This is a genomic window from Arthrobacter sp. yr096 (assembly GCF_900108925.1).
In the GTDB taxonomy this organism is placed as follows: Bacteria; Actinomycetota; Actinomycetes; order Actinomycetales; family Micrococcaceae; genus Arthrobacter.
This window is the reverse complement of record NZ_FNYI01000002.1, coordinates 552448-570370: the sequence shown is the minus strand read 5'-3', so window position 1 is coordinate 570370 and position 17923 is coordinate 552448. Positions and strand designations below refer to the sequence as shown.

Here is a 17923-nt window from a genome sequence, read left to right as displayed (position 1 = left end):
AGTATCGGGTCAGGACCGGGGCGGACCCTAAGTGGGAGTACGAATCGATTTTACGCCGACGCCACATTGAATTATGCTTGATGCTTGAACCCGCTGGTCCGTACACCCCCCAAGTCCGGACCAGCGGGTTTTTCCATGCCTGCGGGAATCGCGGCCTGATTTCCCGCGTTCCCTTGCTGGAGGATAGACACAATGACTGCAACTTTGGTGGCCAAGGATCTTGCCGGTGGTCACGGCCACCGCACCCTTTTTTCGGACCTTTCGCTGACCGTTGCGCCCGGCGACGTGGTGGGTGTTGTGGGAGCGAATGGTGCGGGCAAATCCACGCTGTTGCGCATCCTCGCGGGAGTGGATCAACCACAGGCTGGAACCGTCAGCCTGGCGCCGTCGGACGCCTTCGTGGGCTGGTTGCCGCAGGAGCACGAGCGTACGCAGGGCGAGACCATCGCTGCCTATATTGCCCGCCGTACCGGCTGTGCGCAGGCAATAACGGAGATGGAGTCCACCGCGGAGGCCCTCGGCTCCGGGGCACCAGGATCGGATGACGCGTACTCCCTGGCTTTCGACCGCTGGATGGCATCCGGCGCGGCAGACCTTGAGGACCGCATCCCGGCCGTCCTGGCAGATCTCGGCTTGGACCTTGGTGCGGAGGCCCTCATGACAGGGCTCTCCGGCGGGCAGGCTGCCCGTGTCGCGCTGGCCGCACTGCTGCTGAGCCGCTTCGACGTGGTCCTCCTGGATGAACCCACCAATGACCTCGACCTCGATGGGCTGGCCAGGCTTGAGGCCTTCGTCCAAGGCCTGCGGGGCGGTGTGGTGCTGGTTTCCCATGACCGCGAATTCCTGGCACGCTGCGTCACCACGGTGGTGGAACTGGACCTCGCCCAGAATTCCGTTGCCGTATACGACGGCGGCTACGAGGCCTTCCTGGAGGAGCGTGCCGTGGCCAAGCGCCACGCCCGCGAACGGTACGAGGAGTTCGCCAATACCAAGGCCGACCTCGTTTCCCGGGCGCGCACCCAACGCGAGTGGAGTTCACAGGGCGTCCGGAACGCCATGAAGAAGAACCCGGACAATGACAAGATCCGGCGCGCGGCGAGCACCGAATCGTCAGAGAAGCAGGCGCAGAAGGTCCGCCAGATGGAGTCCCGCATCGCCCGGCTCACGGAGGTGGAGGAGCCGCGCAAGGAGTGGCAGCTGCAGTTCAGCATCGGCCAGGCACCCCGCTCAAGTGCCGTCGTCGCAACGTTGCGCAACGTTGTGGCACGCCAAGGTGACTTCACGCTGGGTCCGGTGAACCTGCAGCTCAACGGTGGCGAACGCATCGGCATCACGGGACCCAACGGTGCTGGCAAGTCGACGCTCCTGCGCCTCTTGCTGGGGACGCAGGAACCGGACGACGGCGATGCCTCCATGGGTGCCTCTGTGGCGATTGGTGAAATCGACCAGGCCCGCGGGCTGCTCGACGGCGGGCAGCAGCTGGGCGACGCCGTCGAGGCCGTGCTGGTGGACTGGAACAGTGCCGACGTCCGCACGCTCCTGGCCAAGTTCGGACTGAAGGCGGATCACACGTCGCGGACGGTGGATTCGTTGTCCCCGGGGGAGCGGACACGGGCAGCCCTGGCTCTCCTGCAGGCCCGTGGAGTGAACCTGTTGGTCCTTGATGAGCCCACCAACCATTTGGACCTTCCCGCGATCGAGCAACTGGAAGAGGCACTGGAGAGCTATGAAGGCGCCCTCCTGCTGGTTACCCACGACCGCCGGCTGTTGGAGAACGTTCGCCTTGATTCGCGCTGGCACTTGGACAACGGCCAGGTCCAGGAACTTCACCACATCCCAAGCCAGGAGAAATAACCATGAGCATGGACCGCGTGGCCTGGAGCTCGCTGTACAACATCACCACCGCGAAGAGCGGCTCCAAGCCTTTCTCCAAGGAAACCCTGAAGCGGGTCATGGCTTTCGCTGCCCCGCATAAGGGCAAGCTCATTGCCTTCGTCATTGCCTCCATCGCCGGGGCGTTCCTGGCCGTCGCCACACCTGTGCTTGCAGGCCAGGTGGTGGATGCCATCATCGCCAACGCCGGTGTGGGCACGGTGATCTGGCTGGCCGTGCTGATCGCCCTCGTTGCTGTGGGCGAAGCGGGCGTTGGCCTGCTGACCCGCTGGCTGTCCTCCATTATTGGCGAGGGCGTGATCGTGGACCTGCGCACCAAGGTATTTGACCATGTACAGCGCATGCCCATCGCGTTCTTCACCCGGACCCGTACCGGTGCCCTGGTCAGCCGCCTGAACAACGACGTCATCGGAGCGCAGTCGGCCTTCGCCGGCACGCTGTCCGGTGTGGTCAGCAACGTGGTGGCGTTGGCCCTGACCCTGGTGGTCATGCTGAACACGTCATGGCTTGTGACCGTGCTGGCTATGGTGTTGCTGCCCATCTTCCTGATTCCGGCCCGGCGGATGGGTTCCAAACTGGCGGACCTCCGCCGTGAAGCCGCAGCGCACAACGCTGCGATGGGCACACAGATGACCGAGAGGTTCTCCGCGCCGGGTGCCACTTTGGTGAAGCTGTTCGGGCGGCCTGACGAGGAGTCTCGTGAGTTCGCCGCCAGGGCGGGCCGTGTCCGCGACATTGGCATCCGGACGGCCATGCTTCAGTTCACGTTCGTCACGGCACTGACCCTGGTTTCAGCGCTGGCCTTGGCTTTGGTCTACGGCCTGGGCGGTTGGCTGGCCCTGGGCGGCCAATTGGCACCCGGCGATGTGGTGGTCCTGGCACTCCTCCTGACCCGCCTGTACGCTCCGCTGACCGCCCTGTCCAACGCCCGGGTAGAAATCATGAGTGCTTTGGTCAGCTTTGAGCGTGTGTTCGAAGTCCTGGACTTGAAGCCGCTCATCAGCCAGAAGCCCGACGCCGTGTCCGTTCCGGCCGGGCCCGTGGCCGTGGAATTCGACGACGTCCGCTTCTCCTACCCCTCTGCGGACAAGGTGTCCCTGGCTTCCCTGGAAGAGGTGGCAACCCTGGACACCCGCGGTGGCGAGGAAGTCCTGCATGGTGTCAGCTTCCGGGTTGAGCCGGGCCAAACCGTAGCCCTGGTGGGCTCGTCCGGGGCAGGTAAGTCCACGGTGGCCCAATTGCTGTCCCGTTTGTATGACGTCGATTCCGGAGCAGTGCGTCTGGGTGGGCATGGTCCCGGCACGGGCGTCGATGTGCGGGATGTCCGTTTCGATTCCCTGCGCGACACCCTGGGCATGGTGACCCAGGACGGTCATTTGTTCCACGAAACCATCGCATCCAATTTACGGCTCGCCCGGCCGGACGCTACCGAAGACGACATGTGGGACGTGCTCCGGCGGGCACGGCTGGAACCGATGATCCGGTCCCTGCCGGATGGGCTGGAAACCGTGGTGGGGGAGCGGGGCTACCGGCTCTCCGGTGGTGAGCGCCAACGGCTCACCATCGCCCGGCTGCTCATCAAGCAGCCCAAGGTTGTGATCCTCGATGAAGCCACGGCCGCGTTGGACTCCACCAACGAAGCCGCCGTCCAGGCGGCCTTGGGCGAAGCGCTGGAGGGGCGCACCGCCGTCGTGATTGCCCACCGCTTGTCCACCATCCGTGCGGCAGACGCCATTTTGGTGGTGGAGGACGGCAGGATTGTGGAGCGGGGTACGCACACTGAGTTGCTGGCCGCGAACGGCCGGTACGCCGAGCTGTACCAAACCCAGTTCGCCGAGGCCACCGCCGTGGCGCAGGAAGCGGTACCGGAGCTCTAGCCCCAGGTGAGCAGCGGGATGACGTGGTCGGTCAGCAGCGGCGCCAAGTCCGTGGGCAGGGGCGCAGTGAGGTCCAGCCAGCGGATCTCCGCGATCTCCGCCGAGGGGTGGGCTTCCCAGGTCCCGGGCGCGGTGAACACAGTGGCTTCAATGTTCGTGGCTGCCTCATTGGCGGCCACCGCCAGCCAGACGCCCAGAGGCTCCAGCTGCTCCGGGGATACCTCGATGCCGACTTCCTCGGACAGCTCCCGGGCAGCAGCTTCAGCGGCGGTCTCGCCGGGCTCGGGCTTGCCGCCGGGGTGCATGAATTTGTCCGTCCCACGCTTGCGAACGGTCAACAAGTGGCCTTGGCGGTTATAGACGCAGACGGCGCTGACAACGATGAGGTCCGTGGCAGTCACTCTTGCCTCCCGGCGTTGATACGGACCAGATGCGATTCAAGGAGCAAATCTTTGGCTGGCCCGTGGACATCCCAGGCGAAGCTGAACGAATCGGGCCCCTCGTAGCTGTAGCTGACCCGGTAATCGTCGGGGTCACACCAGTGCTTGTCCTCATGGCCCTGCTCGGAGAAGCTCATCACGTGGAACGGCCTGCCGTCAGGGAAGAACACGTCCATGGATGCTGCGTCGCTGCCGGGCATGAAGAGGTATTCGCGGAAGGCCGGGCCGGAATGGCTGGGCCAGTGCATGGTGCCGTCTTCGCGGTAGTCCAGGCCGCCGTCGGGGTTCAGGGAATAGCGCACGACGCCGGTAAAGGTACCGCGGGTGCCGGAGGCGCGGTCCAGGAGGGTCCGCTCCACAGTCCAGCTGCCGGCCAGGTAGGCCCGCAAGTCCTGGGTGGGCTGCTGGTGGTTCAAGTGCCCTCGATTGGAATCGAACCAACGACACCGGCTTTAGGAGAGCCGTGCTCTATCCACTGAGCTACGAGGGCCTGTGTGTCCACGGCTCACCTTCCATTGCTGGAGCTCGAGGGCCCGGACACGACTACAAGCATACAAGCTGCCGGGGCGCTGCCCGAACACGGCTAGGCTGGCCAGCATGAAAGGGCACGTGACTGCAGCGGCACCGGCCGGTTCCTTCTTCCCCGACGTCCGGAGCATCAGGGCCAACATTGGCGGGTGGGCGCAGCTGAGCGTGGTCCAGTACTTCGTAGCCGAGGCCGCCGTTATTGAGGCGTGGGCTGGCCCGGAGCCCTACAGCAGGGCCACCGGGTACATCAGTGACCTCGGAGCGGTGTCCTGCGGCGTATATGAGGACAGGGCTGTTTGTTCGCCGCTGCACTGGCTCATGAACGCTTCATTTGTGGTTCAGGGCCTGGGCTTGATCCTTGGTGCGGTGTTCCTCACCGCGGGGCTCCTGTGCGTGGCGGCCCGGCCCGGGGCGGCGGCGCGGCGTTTCCGCGCGGTGGCCGATGAATCGTTGCCGACGCGCGTGCTGACTGTGCCGTGGATCCTGGCCGTTGCCATCCGCATCCTGACCGGAGTGGCCGGTGGTGGAACCGTCCTTGTGGGGCTGGTGCCGGAGGACCTGGGTTCTCCGTGGCATTTCGCCGGCGCGCTGATGTTCTTCATTGGCGGCGGGTTCGCACTGCTTCTGCTGGGTGTCCTGTGGTTCCGGCAGACACCCGTCAGTTGGTTCCTCGCAGCGTGCGGTTTGCTGTGTATCGGCGCACTGATTGTTGGCGGACTCACAGGAATGGACGTGCCCCAGCCAGGAACGCTTGAACGGCTCATGGGTTACCCGGTGACCATCGGCCTGGCTGCTGCGGGCCTGGTGATCGCCCAGCGCGTCCACACGGAACGCAAAAAACTCAGGGCTACCCAGAGGCTCACCCGTGGACACCAGTGATCCGCGGCTGAAACTGCTGCGCCGGAAAGTACCGGGGTCTATCCTGTCGCTATGACGACGGCGGCTGGTCCGCGCGGCGGTGACCGCGGACTTCTGCCTGACCTCGCTGGGCGACGCGAGCTGGTTGGGGGTTGGGCAGCGATCACGCCCATCCACTACTTCGTGGTGGAAGCCGTGGCCATCGCTGCGTGGCTGGGCAGCCCGGGCTATGAGCGCCGGGAGCACGTCATCAGCGATCTCGGCGCGGCCTACTGCGGACCCTTCAACGGGTACCAGGTATGTTCCCCGCTCAACTGGCTGATGAATGCCTCGTTCGTGCTCCAGGGTGTGGCCATGATTCTTGGAGCAGTGCTGGTGAATACGGCTGTGCTGTCCATCGCAGCCCAGCCCGGCGCCCGCGTCATCAGCCCGCGGATGGCCGCAGGAGGCCTCAGGTCCACCGAATCATTTCCCTGGATTGCGTCCGCGGCCGTGAGGGTGCTGGTGTTCATAGCAGGCGTTGGTCAGGCCATGGTGGGCCTGGTTCCGGAGGACACGGACCTTTCACTGCATTTGGTGGGCGCCGGCATGTACTTCATCGCCGGCCCACTGTCTCTGGCTATCCTTGGCGTCGTGTGGCGCAGGCACACGCAGATGTCCTGGTTCGTCCTGGTGTGCGGTGCGGTGTCCCTGGGAACCACCATCTACATCCTCGCCGTGGGATTGCGTGTGGAGGAGCCCGGCGCGATCGAACGCACCATGGCCTATCCCATCATCATGGGGTTATCCATGGTGGGCCTGGTGGTGGCACGGCGCGTGGCCCGGCAACGGAAAGCAGTCAGGGCTGCTTCGCGGTCTTTCGTCCCAGGAACACCGCAGCCACGCCGCACAGGAGGCTGACCAGGAACAGCACCCACGACGCGATGGTGAGGCCGGACGCCAAAGCCACCGAACCGGCGTCGGGCGTTTCCGCGGCCAGCATCGAATCAATGGCGACGTTGGACCATAGGTGGGCCACCGCGAACAACAGGGGAGCGGCCCACATGGCCCAGCGCCATGACTTACGGGCTACGTTGGTGCCGATCAGCAGAAGCCAGCTGAAGCCGAAGATCAGCGGGAACAGCGTGCCAGCCGTCTTGTGGACATAGTTCAACTGGCCACGGGCGGACTCGTCCATGGCATCGCGGAGCTGCGAAACATAGTCCTGGGAGAATCCGCCGATCAACGAATCCGGCATGGCCAGGCCGCCCGAAAGCTGCGTCATCTGGTTCAGGGTGAGCAGGTGCAGGTACCAAAACAGGAACAGGCTGGCCACCACTCCTGCGACGACTATGAGCTTGGAGTTGCTCTGCGCCTTCTGCGGGGTGCGCTGCGTAGTGGTGTTGATCACGGGAGGCAGCGAGTGATCAGGAACCACTGCCTTTGCTCCGTGCTTCTTGATGCGCTGGGCTGGTGTCTTGGCCATGTGATTCATTATCCCGCCACCTAAGCTGGAACCATGACCACCGGCAGGCACACAGCGACTGAACTTGATCCCGCACTCGACGATTACCAACTGGCCAGCGCTCTGGTCCGCGAAGCAGGCCAACTGGCGCTGCTCATGCGGATGGGCGGCCTGCAGGGCGAACGCAAAACCTCAGTGTCCGACGTCGTCACCGCAGCCGATCATGCAGCAGAGGCGTACGTCTTGGAACAGTTGCGGCGGTGCCGTCCTGACGACGGCATCCTGGGCGAGGAAGGTGCCTCCGTTGCCGGGACCAGTGGCCGCACCTGGGTGATCGACCCCGTGGACGGCACGTACAACTTCCTGCACGGCTCCACGTACTGGTGCTCGGCCATCGCCCTCAAACGGGACGATTCGGACCATGGGGGCAACCCGGTGGTTGACCCTGAAGTATTGCTCGGGGCCATCTACCAACCGGAGCTGGACAAACTGTGGCTGGGCGGACAGGAACACACCGCCACACTGAACGGTGAGCCCATCTCCGGTTCTGGGGACCGCTCCGTTGCCGACATCTGCGCAGCCACGTACATCCACCCCACCTGGTTGGCTGATCCCCGCACGGCCATGCCTTGGCACGCCGCCGCCGTGTCCGCAGCGTCACTGCGTATGTTCGGCTCCGGCTCCTGCGATCTGGGCCGCGTGGCCGATGGCGAACTGGGGTGCTGGTTCCAGCACAGCTGCCCCGAATGGGACTGGCTGCCCGGGAAGGCGATTGTCCGTGCGGCCGGCGGGGACACCGCCGTCGTGAAGGTCAACGGTATGAACTGGTTCGTTGCGGGAGGCCCGACGGCGGTGCGCGAGTTAAGCGCCGCCCTCACCTCTGTTCCGCAGTTTGCTTAGCTCCTGACGCGGCGTTAACCCCTTCGGGTACCCCCGCGAAGCTGCACGGTTTGCCCTTGTTATTTTGCACCGGGAGGCGATTGCCTCCACGGTCTCAGCTGCAGAACAGCCCTGTTCTGCAGCGTTCGCAAGGGGGAAGTACTTGAACAGCAAGAGCAAGCTGTGGCCCACAGCCGTCGGCGTTACCGCCGTCTCGGCTTTGGCAATCGGCCTCGTGGCCGCACCGGCAGCAAACGCAGCACCCACTGACGTGATTTCCGTCGGCAGTGGCCAGATCATTGATGGCTCAGTCCTGGCCATCCCGAACTTCGCCGGCCTCGCAGCCAACGGCGCAGCCACGGCCGAGCAGATCGGCACTCCGCCGACGGGCCCGGCCATCATCGAAAACACCGACCCGCTGGATCTCAGCGCTGTCTTCGGCGTCGTTAACGTCGGCGCGGGCAACATCCCGCTCCTGCAGAACAACGGCATCATCCAGGTTGGCGCCGTCAGCCAGTACGGCAAGGCCGTCAACGACGGCTCCTCGGAAGCGTTCTCCGGTACCGTGAGCGGCGCTCCCGGCCTGGTGACCCTGCCCGCAGGCCTGCCCACCTCGGGCGACCCGGCCATCCCGGCAGCCCGGATCACTGCCGGCACTGCTGCCATCCTGGGCGGTGCCGACCTGGCCAACGTCACGCTGGACATCACCACCCTCGCGGCAGCAGCCAAGAAGGACCAGGGTGCAGCACCGCAGGGTGCCTACTCTGTTGCCGGTGTTTCGGCCCAGGTTGGCGGCACATTGGTCGAGGGCGTGGCGGACACCATCAACCCGCTGCTCAACACTGCCAACGTGGCGTTGACTGCTGTGGGTCTGCCCATCACCAACCCGCTGGCCAGCGGCGTCGTCGAGATCACCGAGGCCGATCTCCTGGCTGCCGCCGGTGTTGCCGATCTGAACTCGCTGCCAGCAGGTACGGACCTTGTGTCCTTCCTGCCTGCTGCTGTGTCCACCAAGATCCAGAGCATCCTGGCCACCACCCTGGCCAGCACACGGGCCGCAGTTCAGGCTTTGCCGGACACGCTTCCGCCGCTGAACCTGCCCAACGTCGCGAAGACGACGGCCCTGCTTGCCGTCACCACCCTGGAGACGGCCATCAACGGCGTCGTCGGCGGCCTCGCAGCCAACCTGGTCACCCCGCTGGGCAACGCGCTGACCGCCCTGGTCTCGGCGAAGGTCAACATCCAGGAAACCGCACCGTCAGGCGCCTTCACCCAGCGCGCCCTGCAGGTGGGAATTGCCGGCGGCAGCATCGCCACCGTCAACCTGGCCAACGCCACTGTTGGCCCGAACCTTGACGCAGCGGCGATCCCGCTGGTCAACACCGACACCATGGCCATCAGTGGTGGCGTGGCCCTCCTGGCACTGCTCACCTGGCTGTTCGTCCGCTCGCGCCGCCGGTCTGCGGTAGCTGCTGCCTGATCGCCTTGAGCGCGTCACGCAACAGCGAAAGGAGAACGCCTTATGTACGGCCATAACTGGACTGCAGGCGGCACGGCAGCCGGCGGTACCGCCCTCGCTGTCACCGGTGCCCCAACCCTTGGTTGGGTCATCCTGGTAGGTGTTGCCCTGCTGATAACCGGCTTCGTGGTCCTGCGTAACAGCAGGCTCAAGGCTGCGAAGCGGGAAACGGGCCCCAACCCGTAGCACCACCGGCGGGGCGGCTCCTGCAAGAGCCGCCCCGCCACCTCACCTTTTTCGAACAGGCCCTTCGGCCTTGCCCAAGCATCGGACGTACATGTCGGTACTCGAATCCGCACAGGCGCTGGCTTTCGTGCTCCTGGTGGTTTTTCTGTCGTATATCCTCGTCATCCTGGTGCCGTTCCTGCGGCGCAAGCCTGATCCTGAGGGCGATCCCGGCACTTTCTCCTGGCATGTGTTCATCCCGTGCCGGGACGAGGAAGTGGTGATCGGCAAGACCCTTGAACTGCTCCGGGCAAAGTTTCCGGAAGCCCACGTCTGGGTAGTCGATGACGACAGTGATGACGCAACTGCGGGCATCGTCCAGGCCGCCTCGGACCGCGACAGCATGATTCACCTGGTGCGCCGCAGACGGCCACTCGCCCGAACCGGCAAGGGAGACGCCCTCAACGCCGCCTACCGGACCCTGGACCGTTGGCTGCCCGCCGCCGTCGACCGTTCCTCGGTGATCGTCCTGGTGGTCGACGCCGACGGCCACCTTGCGGACAACGCCTTCCGGCAAGCAGCTGGTCCGCTCGCCTTCGGCGACCCTGAAGTGGGTGCCGCGCAGACCGCCGTCTGGATGTCCAACCTTGAAGACCCCGCGCTGACGGGCGGCCAAGGACGTGAGCGCATCAAGCGGGCTTTTGGCCGCTACCTGGTCCTGATGCAGGACATGGAGTTCCGCACCACCATCGCCGCCATGCAGTCCCTGCGGCGCCACACGCTGACCGTTGGCCTGGGTGGGAACGGCCAGTTCACCCGGCTGTCCGCTTTGGATGCCATCGCCAGGACGTCGGGGCAGCCGTGGCACGGCGCCCTCCTGGAGGACTATGAACTGGCCATCCACATCATGCTGGGCGGCTACAAAACCGTGTACATGCATGACACGCATGTGGCCCAGGAAGCCCTCCCTGACCTGCGCCGCCTCCTGACCCAGCGGACACGCTGGTGCCATGGGGGAATGCAGTGCAGCACCTACCTGAAGCGGATCTTCGAATCGCCGTATTTCAGCAACGTGGGGGCGATCGAGTCCAGCTACTTCCTGATTCAGCCGTTCATCCAGATTGTTGGCCTGGTCCTCTGGCCCACGCTGTTTGTCACCATGGTGGCGCAGGGTGCCTTGACCATGGGAAGCTTCGCGGCCTGGATCTCCGCGGCGTGGTTCATCATTCCGCTGATCTTCGCCACGGGCGTGCTGCCGTTCGCCCTGTGGGGACTCGTGTACAGGCGGCAGGTCACCCCTGAAAAGAACTTTATGCTGGGCGTGGTGTGGGGCCTTGGCTACTGGCTTTACATGTACCAGAACTACGTGACGGTGCTTCGGGCGACCTACCGCCTCATCACGGGCCGCCAGGGGTGGGCCAAGACCCGCCGCAACCATGAGTCCGACGTCAAACTCCTAGCGAAGGAAGCCTAATGGCAATGAGCGCCGATATCAGCGACATCAGCGTCCCCCGGGGACCTCGCGCCCTGCCAGTGCGGAAGGGCCGGGGAGGTGGCGTCATAGGGCTGCTTTTCCTTGCAGCGGCCGCCGTGGCCATGCTGCAGCAGGAGCACATCAGGGCAGCCGAAGCCTGGCTCATGGCCACCGTATTTGACGGCATCCTTGGTGGTGCCTCTTACAGTGTGGATGACATCATCTTCCACAACGTGGGCGGAGGCCAGCCCTACGCCCTCATGGTCACCGGGCTGTGCTCCAGCGCTGTGCTGCTGACGCCTATTGCCGGGCTGGCCGGGGTCCTTTTCCTCATGGGCCGCATCCCGGTGGCGCGGCTCATGCCCGCTGCCATCACAGCCTTGGTCATGGTGTCCGTCAGCAACGCGATCCGGTACTTCATGATCGCCGCCGCCCAACAGAGCTGGGGGCAGCAGGGCTTCGACCTCATGCACCACTTCTTCGGATCCTTCGTGGTGATCCTGGGCTTCGTGGCAGCAATCATCGTCCTGGTGCGGGCCGCCGTCGTGCGCAAAGACCGCACCGCATCAAACCGCAAGGGCCGGCGTGCGTCATAAACTCCCCACCCTGTTCCCGGCGTTGGTGGCCCTTGCGCTCACAGTGTCCGCCTGCGCATCCACAGATGCCACGGCGTCCTCCGGCGGCGACTCATCCACGGTCTCCGTGGACAGCCCTACGGTGGGCCAGTGCCACTTGATCACCACACCCGAGGAATTCAGTGCCAGCAGTGACTCTCGCCCGCCACTTGCCTGTTCCGAGCCGCACACTTCACAAACGTTTTTGGTGACCACTGTTCCGCAGCCCCTCATGGGCCAGGCTGAACGCCCACTCCACGAGCAGCTTCAAAACCTCACCAACCGGCTGTGCTCTGCGGCCGAGTTGCGCAAGTACCTTGCCGGCACCGACCGGGACGCCACCGAAGGCATGGCGATCACGGGCTATTACCCCAGCCGCTCCGAGTGGGCCGCCGGAAGCAGGAGCGTCCGCTGCGATGTGCTGTTGGCCTCGCAGGGACAGGCTCCCCGGGAAACCACCCTTGACCTGAAGGGCGCGCTCGCCGGGCCGCACTCGGCACAGATCCGTCTTTGCTATGCCCAGGACATCAAAGACGGCGTGCTCAGCGCCGAAGGCACGGACACCACCTGCTCAGAGCCGCACACCACAGAAGATGTGAGCGCCTGGTTCGGTCAGGATGCCTCGCTGGTCAGTCTTGCGGCCCAGCAGGAAAAGTGCCTGCCGTTCGTCCTTGACTTCCTCAAAGTGGACGCCCTGCCGGCCAACGTGGAAGTACGGCCGATAGTCCGGATCGACGGCGGTGCCCGTGCGGTCCGCTGCGGCGTAGCGCCGCTGCAGGCCAGCCCGGAACCGTGGACTGGAACACTTGCCCCCTTGGGCGGAACTGCGAATGGGGGAGTGGCTAATGGTTGAGACCGAATCCGGCACGAAGAAGCCGGAGACGGAGGAGTTTGCGCCCGTTCCCGTGCGTTCGGGCAAGAGCCCCCAGCCCGGGCCGCTTCGCAGGCTTGCATCGTTCCTCGCACGCGTCTTCGGACCCGGAGAACTGACGCTCGGAGGTTTTCGCGCCCCCGCCATCCTTGCGGGTGTGGCGTCCGCGGCCGCCATGATGGTGAGGTTGTTCGTTCCCGGCCCCGTGGGCATGGGAGACCAAGGAGACGGACATGGGCTGGTCTGTTCCCTCGGGGTCAGCAATGACCGGCCGTGGGACTATTCGGAATTCACCAGGTTCATCTATCCAAGCTGGTCCCCGCACGATTTCGCTGGTGAGGCGTGCGGCGCAGTTGGCTCCGGGGAAGCTGTGTACTCGTCGCAGCTTGCGTTCCTGTGGTTGGGCAAGCTGATTACCCCGCTGTTTGGGTGGGGTTCCGGGGTGGACATGCGTGCCGTTGGGATTGTCTGCTGCCTGGTTTTTGGTCTCTTGATTGCCGCGTTGGTTGCCGTGCTCCCCGGCCGCGTCAGCTTCCGGATCCTCATCGCGGCGCTGGTAACCGCGGTGATGGCGGACGGCGTCTTTGCCGATTTCTTCATCTCCCCCTATCCCGAGCCCGCCGCGTTCCTGGGAACACTGGCCGTGCTGGTGGCCCTGTTGCACTACTGGAACGGCCGTGGAAACCGCTGGTTGGCCCTCCTGGGGGTGGTCGGGGCAACTATGTTCACCGTGGCTGCCAAGCCGGAGATGGTGTCCTGGCTGCCGGTGGTCGGCCTGGCGCTTTTGTGGCTGCCGCATGTTCCGCAGCGACGTTCGGGCCGGCGGGCGCCGGAAAACAACTGGTGGCGGCAACGGGTGGTGCCGTGTGCGGCGATCGTGGGCATTGCAGCGTTCGCGGTGGCGTTCCTTGCAGCCCAACCAAAGCGCACCCATGACCTGAACGTCTACAACGCGGTCTTCGCCGAGCTCCTGCCGCACAGTCCCGTTCCTGAGGATGATCTCAAGTGGCTGGGGCTTGATCCGGGCTTCCTTGCCGCGAGTGGCACCACCGTGGCATCGCCACGGTCAGCAGCGTTCAATCCGAAGTTCCAGGAATTCCAGGAACAGGTGGGGCCGGCGAAGTTGGCTGCCTTCTACCTCACTCATCCTGAACGGCTGATCGGGATGGGGGAACGCGGAGTTACTGCCATGCTCACGCCGGAGCTGGGGTACATCGGCTCGTTCATGGAAGGGCAGGGGCACCAGCCGTTCGACAAGGACCGCCGGTTCCCTGTGGTGCTGGGACTCTTCACCGCCCTGAAAGCGGTACCAGTGGCCTTGGTTGCACTGCAACTGCTAACCCTTCTGCTGGGCTTCGCCGTCGCTTTTCGCAAGAAGGCGGCCGTGGGCCGGCTGGCAGTGGTGGTTGTGGTGGCCGGGTGGCTGCAGTTCTGGGTAGTCATGCTGGGTTCGGGACAACCTGAGATCTACCGGCAACTCCTGCTGACGGGATTCCTTGCCGCCCTGTGCGTGCCACTGCTGGTTGCCCTGATCAGCATCCTTGCGTCGGAACCACGGAAGCTGGTCCAGCAGTCGCCCGAACTTCCGCCGTCAGAGCAAAACACCGCCACCCTACGTGATCCAGCCATCAGCGCTTAGCTGCTTCCGCAGGCTGATCACGTTGCCGAGTTTGATCCCGGCAGCTGAGTAGCGCTGCCTGATCCGGTGCAGGTGGGCTTTGACTGTTTGTTCGCTGATTCCCATCGTGTCCGCCACGCCGCGGACAGGAAGGGCTTCGCTTCCCAAGTAGAGTTCCGCGAGCCGTTGTTCACGGGGTGACAGCTTGATCCGTACCGGAGCCGTGTCCACCATGACGGCGGCGGCGTCGGGATGCACGTAGTGCTCTCCGGCCGCTGCGGCCCGGACAGCTGTCTCTATATGAGCCGGTCCTGCGGCCTTCGGGACGTAGCCCAAGGCGCCTGCGGCGTGGGATGCTCCTGCTTCCCATCCGTCCAGGGTGGTGGCCAGGACAACCACCCGGAGGCCGGCGTCCACGAGGCAACGGACGGCAGGAATCAGCTCAGTGTGGTGGTCCAGTGTGCCCAGGACGGCAACGCCTATGTCCTGTTCCCTGACACCTGCAGGCCGCTGGCCCGGTTGGATTGAGTTGAGTCCGGCGGCAACCACCAGGTCCGGGGCGTTGCAGCGCAACCAGGCGTCCAGGGTGTCGATCATCAGCTGATGGTGGTCCACCACCAAGACACGGGTCACCATGTTTTCGGAGCCTTGACGGGGACCATGATGCTGGCGCCTCCTGGATCGGTGTGTACGCGGGGTGTACCCAATGATTCGAGTTCGTTCCACAATGCTGGGGTGCAGCGGTTAGGGTTCAGGTTGGTGACCCGCCACGTCACTAAAACGGTGGGTTCCACGTCCGGTTCCACGAAGATGTGGATTCGCCGCGGCCGGTGATCCATGGCGTTTCCGGTATTGCTGACGGGCGCGGCCAGCAACATGGTGGCGGCCAACGCGGCGGAGCGTGAGGCGTGCGGGATCCGGTCCACGAGGTCAGCTTCTGCCACCACCAGCACGGTGGACTCCAACCCGGCCAGCGCCAACGACTCTGTGAGCCAATTGGTGGATTGGGAGAGCATCAGTTGGCTCCGCAGCTGCCCGGCCAGGGCTTGGGCCTGCTCCGAAAGGTCAGGATCCAGGGGGACTCCCTGCGACGAAGCGACCTTGGCAAAGAGTTCCTGAATCTGCTGGTGGGTCTCCGCCAGGCCCTCGGCCCGCCGCGAGTCCCGGGTATGGGCCTGTTCGGTAAGGGTGTTGAGGGCTTCCAACGTTCGGCGCTCCATGGTGCCGTTCACGTGGCTGTGCAGGATAAAGACCCAGAGCCCACCCAAGAGCCCTGGAAGCAGCGTGATGAAGAAGATCAGGAGCCCTTCTCCTGAACCGAAGCGCGGAGTGGTGGCGTAGTAGGCGCCACTGAGGACTGAATTGGCAGCCACCAGGAGAAGAAATCCAAGGAGGTCCCAGCGCATCGACACAAGGAATACCAAAGCGGTGCCCAGCAGGACGTTCAGAGCAAGGGAAAGGTATCCGGAGGTGAGCGTCACGGACTGGGCCGTCATGGTGCCGGAGGCAATGGACGAGGCCAGCCAGATCAGCCGAAGATACGGCAGCTGCCGCCGGGGTGTCTTTGGATCCGATGCGATGCTCGCCATGGCGAATCCCAGAAGGTCGAAAGCCAGCGCCCCAAACCTCACATTGTCCAGGCGGCTGCCGTCCAGCGAGGCAGTATTGATGGCAAGGGACATGGCCCAGACAGTCAGGCTGGCGACGACCAGGACGGCACGGGAAACAAAAAGAGGACCCACTCCGCGTGCCGCGCTGAGGTGGGCGAGGCTCATGCCGCGTCCGCCTCGAGCACAATGGTGGTTCCACGGCCCACGGCGGACATCACCTTGGCCCGGCCACCCACACCGCCCATCCGCTCCACCACCGAGTTCCTCACCCCAAACCGTTCCGCAGGGATGGTGGCGGGATCGAATCCGCGCCCCGCATCGCTGACCAGCACCGTCACCACCGAACCGGAACGGGAAACCAGCACGTCAACGTGGTCAGTTCCTGCGTGCCGTGCGGCGTTGACCATGCATTCCTCGGCGGCATCGATGATCGCCCATTGCGTTGCCGGCGGCAGGGTTCCGGCTTCACCGAAAACGTCCACCACGAACCCGTTCCGGCAATGATGGCGGGCCCTGTCAGTGAGCAGGACGGCCAGTTCACTGCAAGGTTCGACGGCGGCAGGGGCACCTTGGGTGCCCGCGGGAGCTTCTCCGGGTTCCCTTCCCGACTGTGCGCCGGCGTCGCTGGACGTCGTCCGCAAACCCGGCCCGCCGGCGTCGTACGCGTTGGCCGAGAGCATGTCCCGCAATTCATCCGGTGCCGCCCCCACTCCGCCGCGGGCGAGGAGTGTCAGCGACCGCAACACCGTGTCATGCAGCACCCGCGCCTCCGCGGCGCTGGCATCGATCCTGGCACGTGCCACAGCTTGGGCAGCCGCTGATTCGGCCCGGACCTCCTGGTCCTTCCACCACGATTCCAGTGCTTTGGGAGCGGTGTACCGGACCACGAACATGACGTACCAGGCGCCGGCGACTATCAGCAATGTAGTGGGACCCAGGCCATGAACAGCGGAAGACATCAGCGTGTGCCCAAGAACCAGCACTGCCAGCAACCCTGTAAAGACGGCCGACCGCCAGGTAGCACGCAGGGACAATACCAGCGGTGAACTCGCGGCCAGCACCATGCTGTGCGCCAGGAGCAAGGAGTCGGAGTCTTGGCGGTAACTGACGCCGGCCAGCAGCTCGGAGAGGGTAATCAGGGCCAGAATGATCGCCATCCGCAGCGGCCACACATCGGTCCACCACATCGCCGAGAGGCAAACAACCAGGATCACCATCAGCACGGCCGCAACGGTGCCGTGCCATGGTGGTCCACTCATGGTGGGCTCCAGGTAGATCCAGGAAGCCGCGACAAACACGAAGCTCGCCACGGCTCCGCCACGAGCCAACGGGTCCGAGCGACCCTCCCCCGGCCAGCCTGCTTGCAGCCGGGTAATCCATGCCCCCATGAATGTCTCCCCCGAAACGTGTCACCTAAAATAGTGACGACATTTCCAAATCATATGTGGGGAGGGGCCAGTTGTTGCGATACCCGGTGTCCCAACCCAGGATCGAAGTGGACATCGTGGAAGACCACGCTGTCCTGCGTGAAGGGCTGGCCCAATGGCTGGAAGCCAATGCCACCGGAATCCGTGTGGTTGGACGTTTTGGCTCATGGGCTGAAGCTGCCGCAAACCTGCGCGCCTTGTCAGACGTCGTGGTGCTTGATGTCCTGCTGGGTGACCAAGTGCCACTTCGGGCCAAGATCCAGGCAATCGTCTCCGCCGGACCCCACGTTGTGGTCTGCAGCTCGGTGGTGGATCCAGCAGTGATGCGTCAGGCGATGGGGGCCGGTGCACTGGCCTACATACCCAAGACCGCCCCTGCCGGAGTAGTGGAGACCGCGATCCGACACGCTGCCCAAGGGCTCTCATATATTACGGATGAAGTCGACGCTGCCCTGGAGGACCAGCAGTCCGGACCGCAGTTATCCGCCAGGGAACACCAGGTAGTCTCCGTCTATCTGGGCGGCGGTGCGGGAACCCTCGCGGAGACTGCGCACATTCTGGGAATTTCCGTTGACGGCGTGAAGAAACACCTCGCCTCGGTGCGGCGAAAATTTCAGGACGGGCAGGAACCTTTGACGCGGCTTGCCCTGAGGGACCGTTTGGTGACACGTGGCTGGCTGCTCGAAGACCCCGGCCAGTAGCCGCA

18 protein-coding genes and 1 tRNA gene are annotated in these 17923 nt (G+C 64.6%); 12 read left to right on the top strand and 7 right to left on the bottom strand.

The genetic code is table 11. The features are described 5' to 3' along the window. Positions 1 to 192 precede the first annotated feature (192 nt). Both BMY91_RS07350 and BMY91_RS07345 read left to right on the top strand, forming a co-directional pair. A complete protein-coding gene (locus BMY91_RS07350) occupies positions 193 to 1854 on the top strand; it encodes an ABC-F family ATP-binding cassette domain-containing protein (protein ID WP_090820400.1) in 1662 nt (553 codons plus the stop codon). Between the two features lie 2 nt (positions 1855 to 1856). Then, positions 1857 to 3770 carry an ABC transporter ATP-binding protein gene (locus BMY91_RS07345; protein ID WP_090820398.1) on the top strand — a complete coding sequence of 638 codons (1914 nt, stop codon included), beginning with the start codon at positions 1857 to 1859 and terminating at the stop codon, positions 3768 to 3770. On the opposite strand, the gene BMY91_RS07340 is transcribed toward BMY91_RS07345, so the two are convergent. The 3 genes from BMY91_RS07340 to BMY91_RS07330 form a co-directional block, all read right to left on the bottom strand. After that, a complete protein-coding gene (locus tag BMY91_RS07340; protein WP_090820397.1) occupies positions 3767 to 4171 on the bottom strand; it encodes an NUDIX hydrolase in 405 nt (134 codons plus the stop codon). The genes BMY91_RS07345 and BMY91_RS07340 overlap by 4 nt on opposite strands. Further along, positions 4168 to 4626, bottom strand: a complete 459-nt coding sequence (locus BMY91_RS07335) for a DUF6314 family protein (protein ID WP_090820395.1) — start codon at positions 4624 to 4626, stop codon at positions 4168 to 4170. Before BMY91_RS07335 ends, BMY91_RS07340 begins: the two co-directional genes overlap by 4 nt. A 1-nt stretch (position 4627) precedes the next feature. Then, positions 4628 to 4700 (bottom strand) — tRNA-Arg (locus BMY91_RS07330). Between the two features lie 107 nt (positions 4701 to 4807). On the opposite strand from BMY91_RS07330, the gene BMY91_RS07325 reads away from it, so the two are divergent. Continuing rightward, positions 4808 to 5617, top strand: coding sequence for a DUF998 domain-containing protein (locus BMY91_RS07325; RefSeq protein WP_090820393.1), 810 nt, complete (start codon positions 4808 to 4810; stop codon positions 5615 to 5617). A 51-nt stretch (positions 5618 to 5668) separates the two neighbouring features. Next, complete coding sequence (locus BMY91_RS07320; protein WP_090820391.1) at positions 5669 to 6496, top strand: DUF998 domain-containing protein; 828 nt, start codon at positions 5669 to 5671, stop codon at positions 6494 to 6496. Here the strand turns inward: BMY91_RS07320 and BMY91_RS07315 are convergent. After that, entirely contained in the window at positions 6435 to 7061 is a 627-nt protein-coding gene (locus BMY91_RS07315; protein ID WP_090820389.1) for a hypothetical protein, read from the bottom strand. The genes BMY91_RS07320 and BMY91_RS07315 overlap by 62 nt on opposite strands. 33 nt (positions 7062 to 7094) lie before the next feature. Here BMY91_RS07315 and BMY91_RS07310 point away from each other — a divergent pair, with 33 nt between their 5' ends. The 7 genes from BMY91_RS07310 (at position 7095) to BMY91_RS07280 (ending at position 14201) form a co-directional block, all read left to right on the top strand. Further along, positions 7095 to 7940 carry an inositol monophosphatase family protein gene (locus BMY91_RS07310; RefSeq protein WP_090820387.1) on the top strand — a complete coding sequence of 282 codons (846 nt, stop codon included), beginning with the start codon at positions 7095 to 7097 and terminating at the stop codon, positions 7938 to 7940. A gap of 142 nt (positions 7941 to 8082) precedes the next feature. Further along, positions 8083 to 9399 (top strand): PVV-CTERM domain-containing choice-of-anchor G protein, encoded by a 1317-nt coding sequence (locus BMY91_RS07305; RefSeq protein WP_090820385.1) that lies wholly within the window; start codon positions 8083 to 8085, stop codon positions 9397 to 9399. Positions 9400 to 9441: 42 nt separating this feature from the next. Then, positions 9442 to 9624 carry a hypothetical protein gene (locus BMY91_RS07300; protein ID WP_090820384.1) on the top strand — a complete coding sequence of 61 codons (183 nt, stop codon included), beginning with the start codon at positions 9442 to 9444 and terminating at the stop codon, positions 9622 to 9624. A 91-nt stretch (positions 9625 to 9715) separates the two neighbouring features. Continuing rightward, positions 9716 to 11077, top strand: a complete 1362-nt coding sequence (locus BMY91_RS07295) for a glycosyltransferase family 2 protein (protein ID WP_090820382.1) — start codon at positions 9716 to 9718, stop codon at positions 11075 to 11077. A 5-nt stretch (positions 11078 to 11082) separates the two neighbouring features. Then, positions 11083 to 11673 carry an exosortase S gene (gene xrtS / locus BMY91_RS07290; RefSeq protein WP_177179867.1) on the top strand — a complete coding sequence of 197 codons (591 nt, stop codon included), beginning with the start codon at positions 11083 to 11085 and terminating at the stop codon, positions 11671 to 11673. Then, positions 11663 to 12544, top strand: a complete 882-nt coding sequence (locus BMY91_RS07285; protein WP_090820378.1) for a septum formation family protein — start codon at positions 11663 to 11665, stop codon at positions 12542 to 12544. The genes xrtS and BMY91_RS07285 overlap by 11 nt, the downstream gene beginning before the upstream one ends. Then, complete coding sequence (locus BMY91_RS07280) at positions 12537 to 14201, top strand: glycan biosynthesis hexose transferase WsfD (protein ID WP_090820376.1); 1665 nt, start codon at positions 12537 to 12539, stop codon at positions 14199 to 14201. The genes BMY91_RS07285 and BMY91_RS07280 overlap by 8 nt, the downstream gene beginning before the upstream one ends. Here the strand turns inward: BMY91_RS07280 and BMY91_RS07275 are convergent. From BMY91_RS07275 to BMY91_RS07265, 3 genes are read right to left on the bottom strand one after another with little or no spacing between them, the layout of a single operon-like run. Continuing rightward, positions 14175 to 14816, bottom strand: coding sequence for a response regulator transcription factor (locus tag BMY91_RS07275; RefSeq protein ID WP_090820374.1), 642 nt, complete (start codon positions 14814 to 14816; stop codon positions 14175 to 14177). The genes BMY91_RS07280 and BMY91_RS07275 overlap by 27 nt on opposite strands. Then, the gene (locus BMY91_RS07270; RefSeq protein WP_090820373.1) at positions 14810 to 15955 is read right to left on the bottom strand and encodes a hypothetical protein; all 1146 of its coding nucleotides are present in this window, start codon (positions 15953 to 15955) and stop codon (positions 14810 to 14812) included. The genes BMY91_RS07275 and BMY91_RS07270 overlap by 7 nt, the downstream gene beginning before the upstream one ends. Further along, positions 15952 to 17178 (bottom strand): sensor histidine kinase, encoded by a 1227-nt coding sequence (locus BMY91_RS07265; protein ID WP_143054045.1) that lies wholly within the window; start codon positions 17176 to 17178, stop codon positions 15952 to 15954. Before BMY91_RS07265 ends, BMY91_RS07270 begins: the two co-directional genes overlap by 4 nt. 107 nt (positions 17179 to 17285) lie before the next feature. Here BMY91_RS07265 and BMY91_RS07260 point away from each other — a divergent pair, with 107 nt between their 5' ends. Continuing rightward, positions 17286 to 17918 carry a response regulator transcription factor gene (locus BMY91_RS07260; RefSeq protein ID WP_177179866.1) on the top strand — a complete coding sequence of 211 codons (633 nt, stop codon included), beginning with the start codon at positions 17286 to 17288 and terminating at the stop codon, positions 17916 to 17918. The last annotated feature ends 5 nt before the right edge of the window (positions 17919 to 17923 follow it).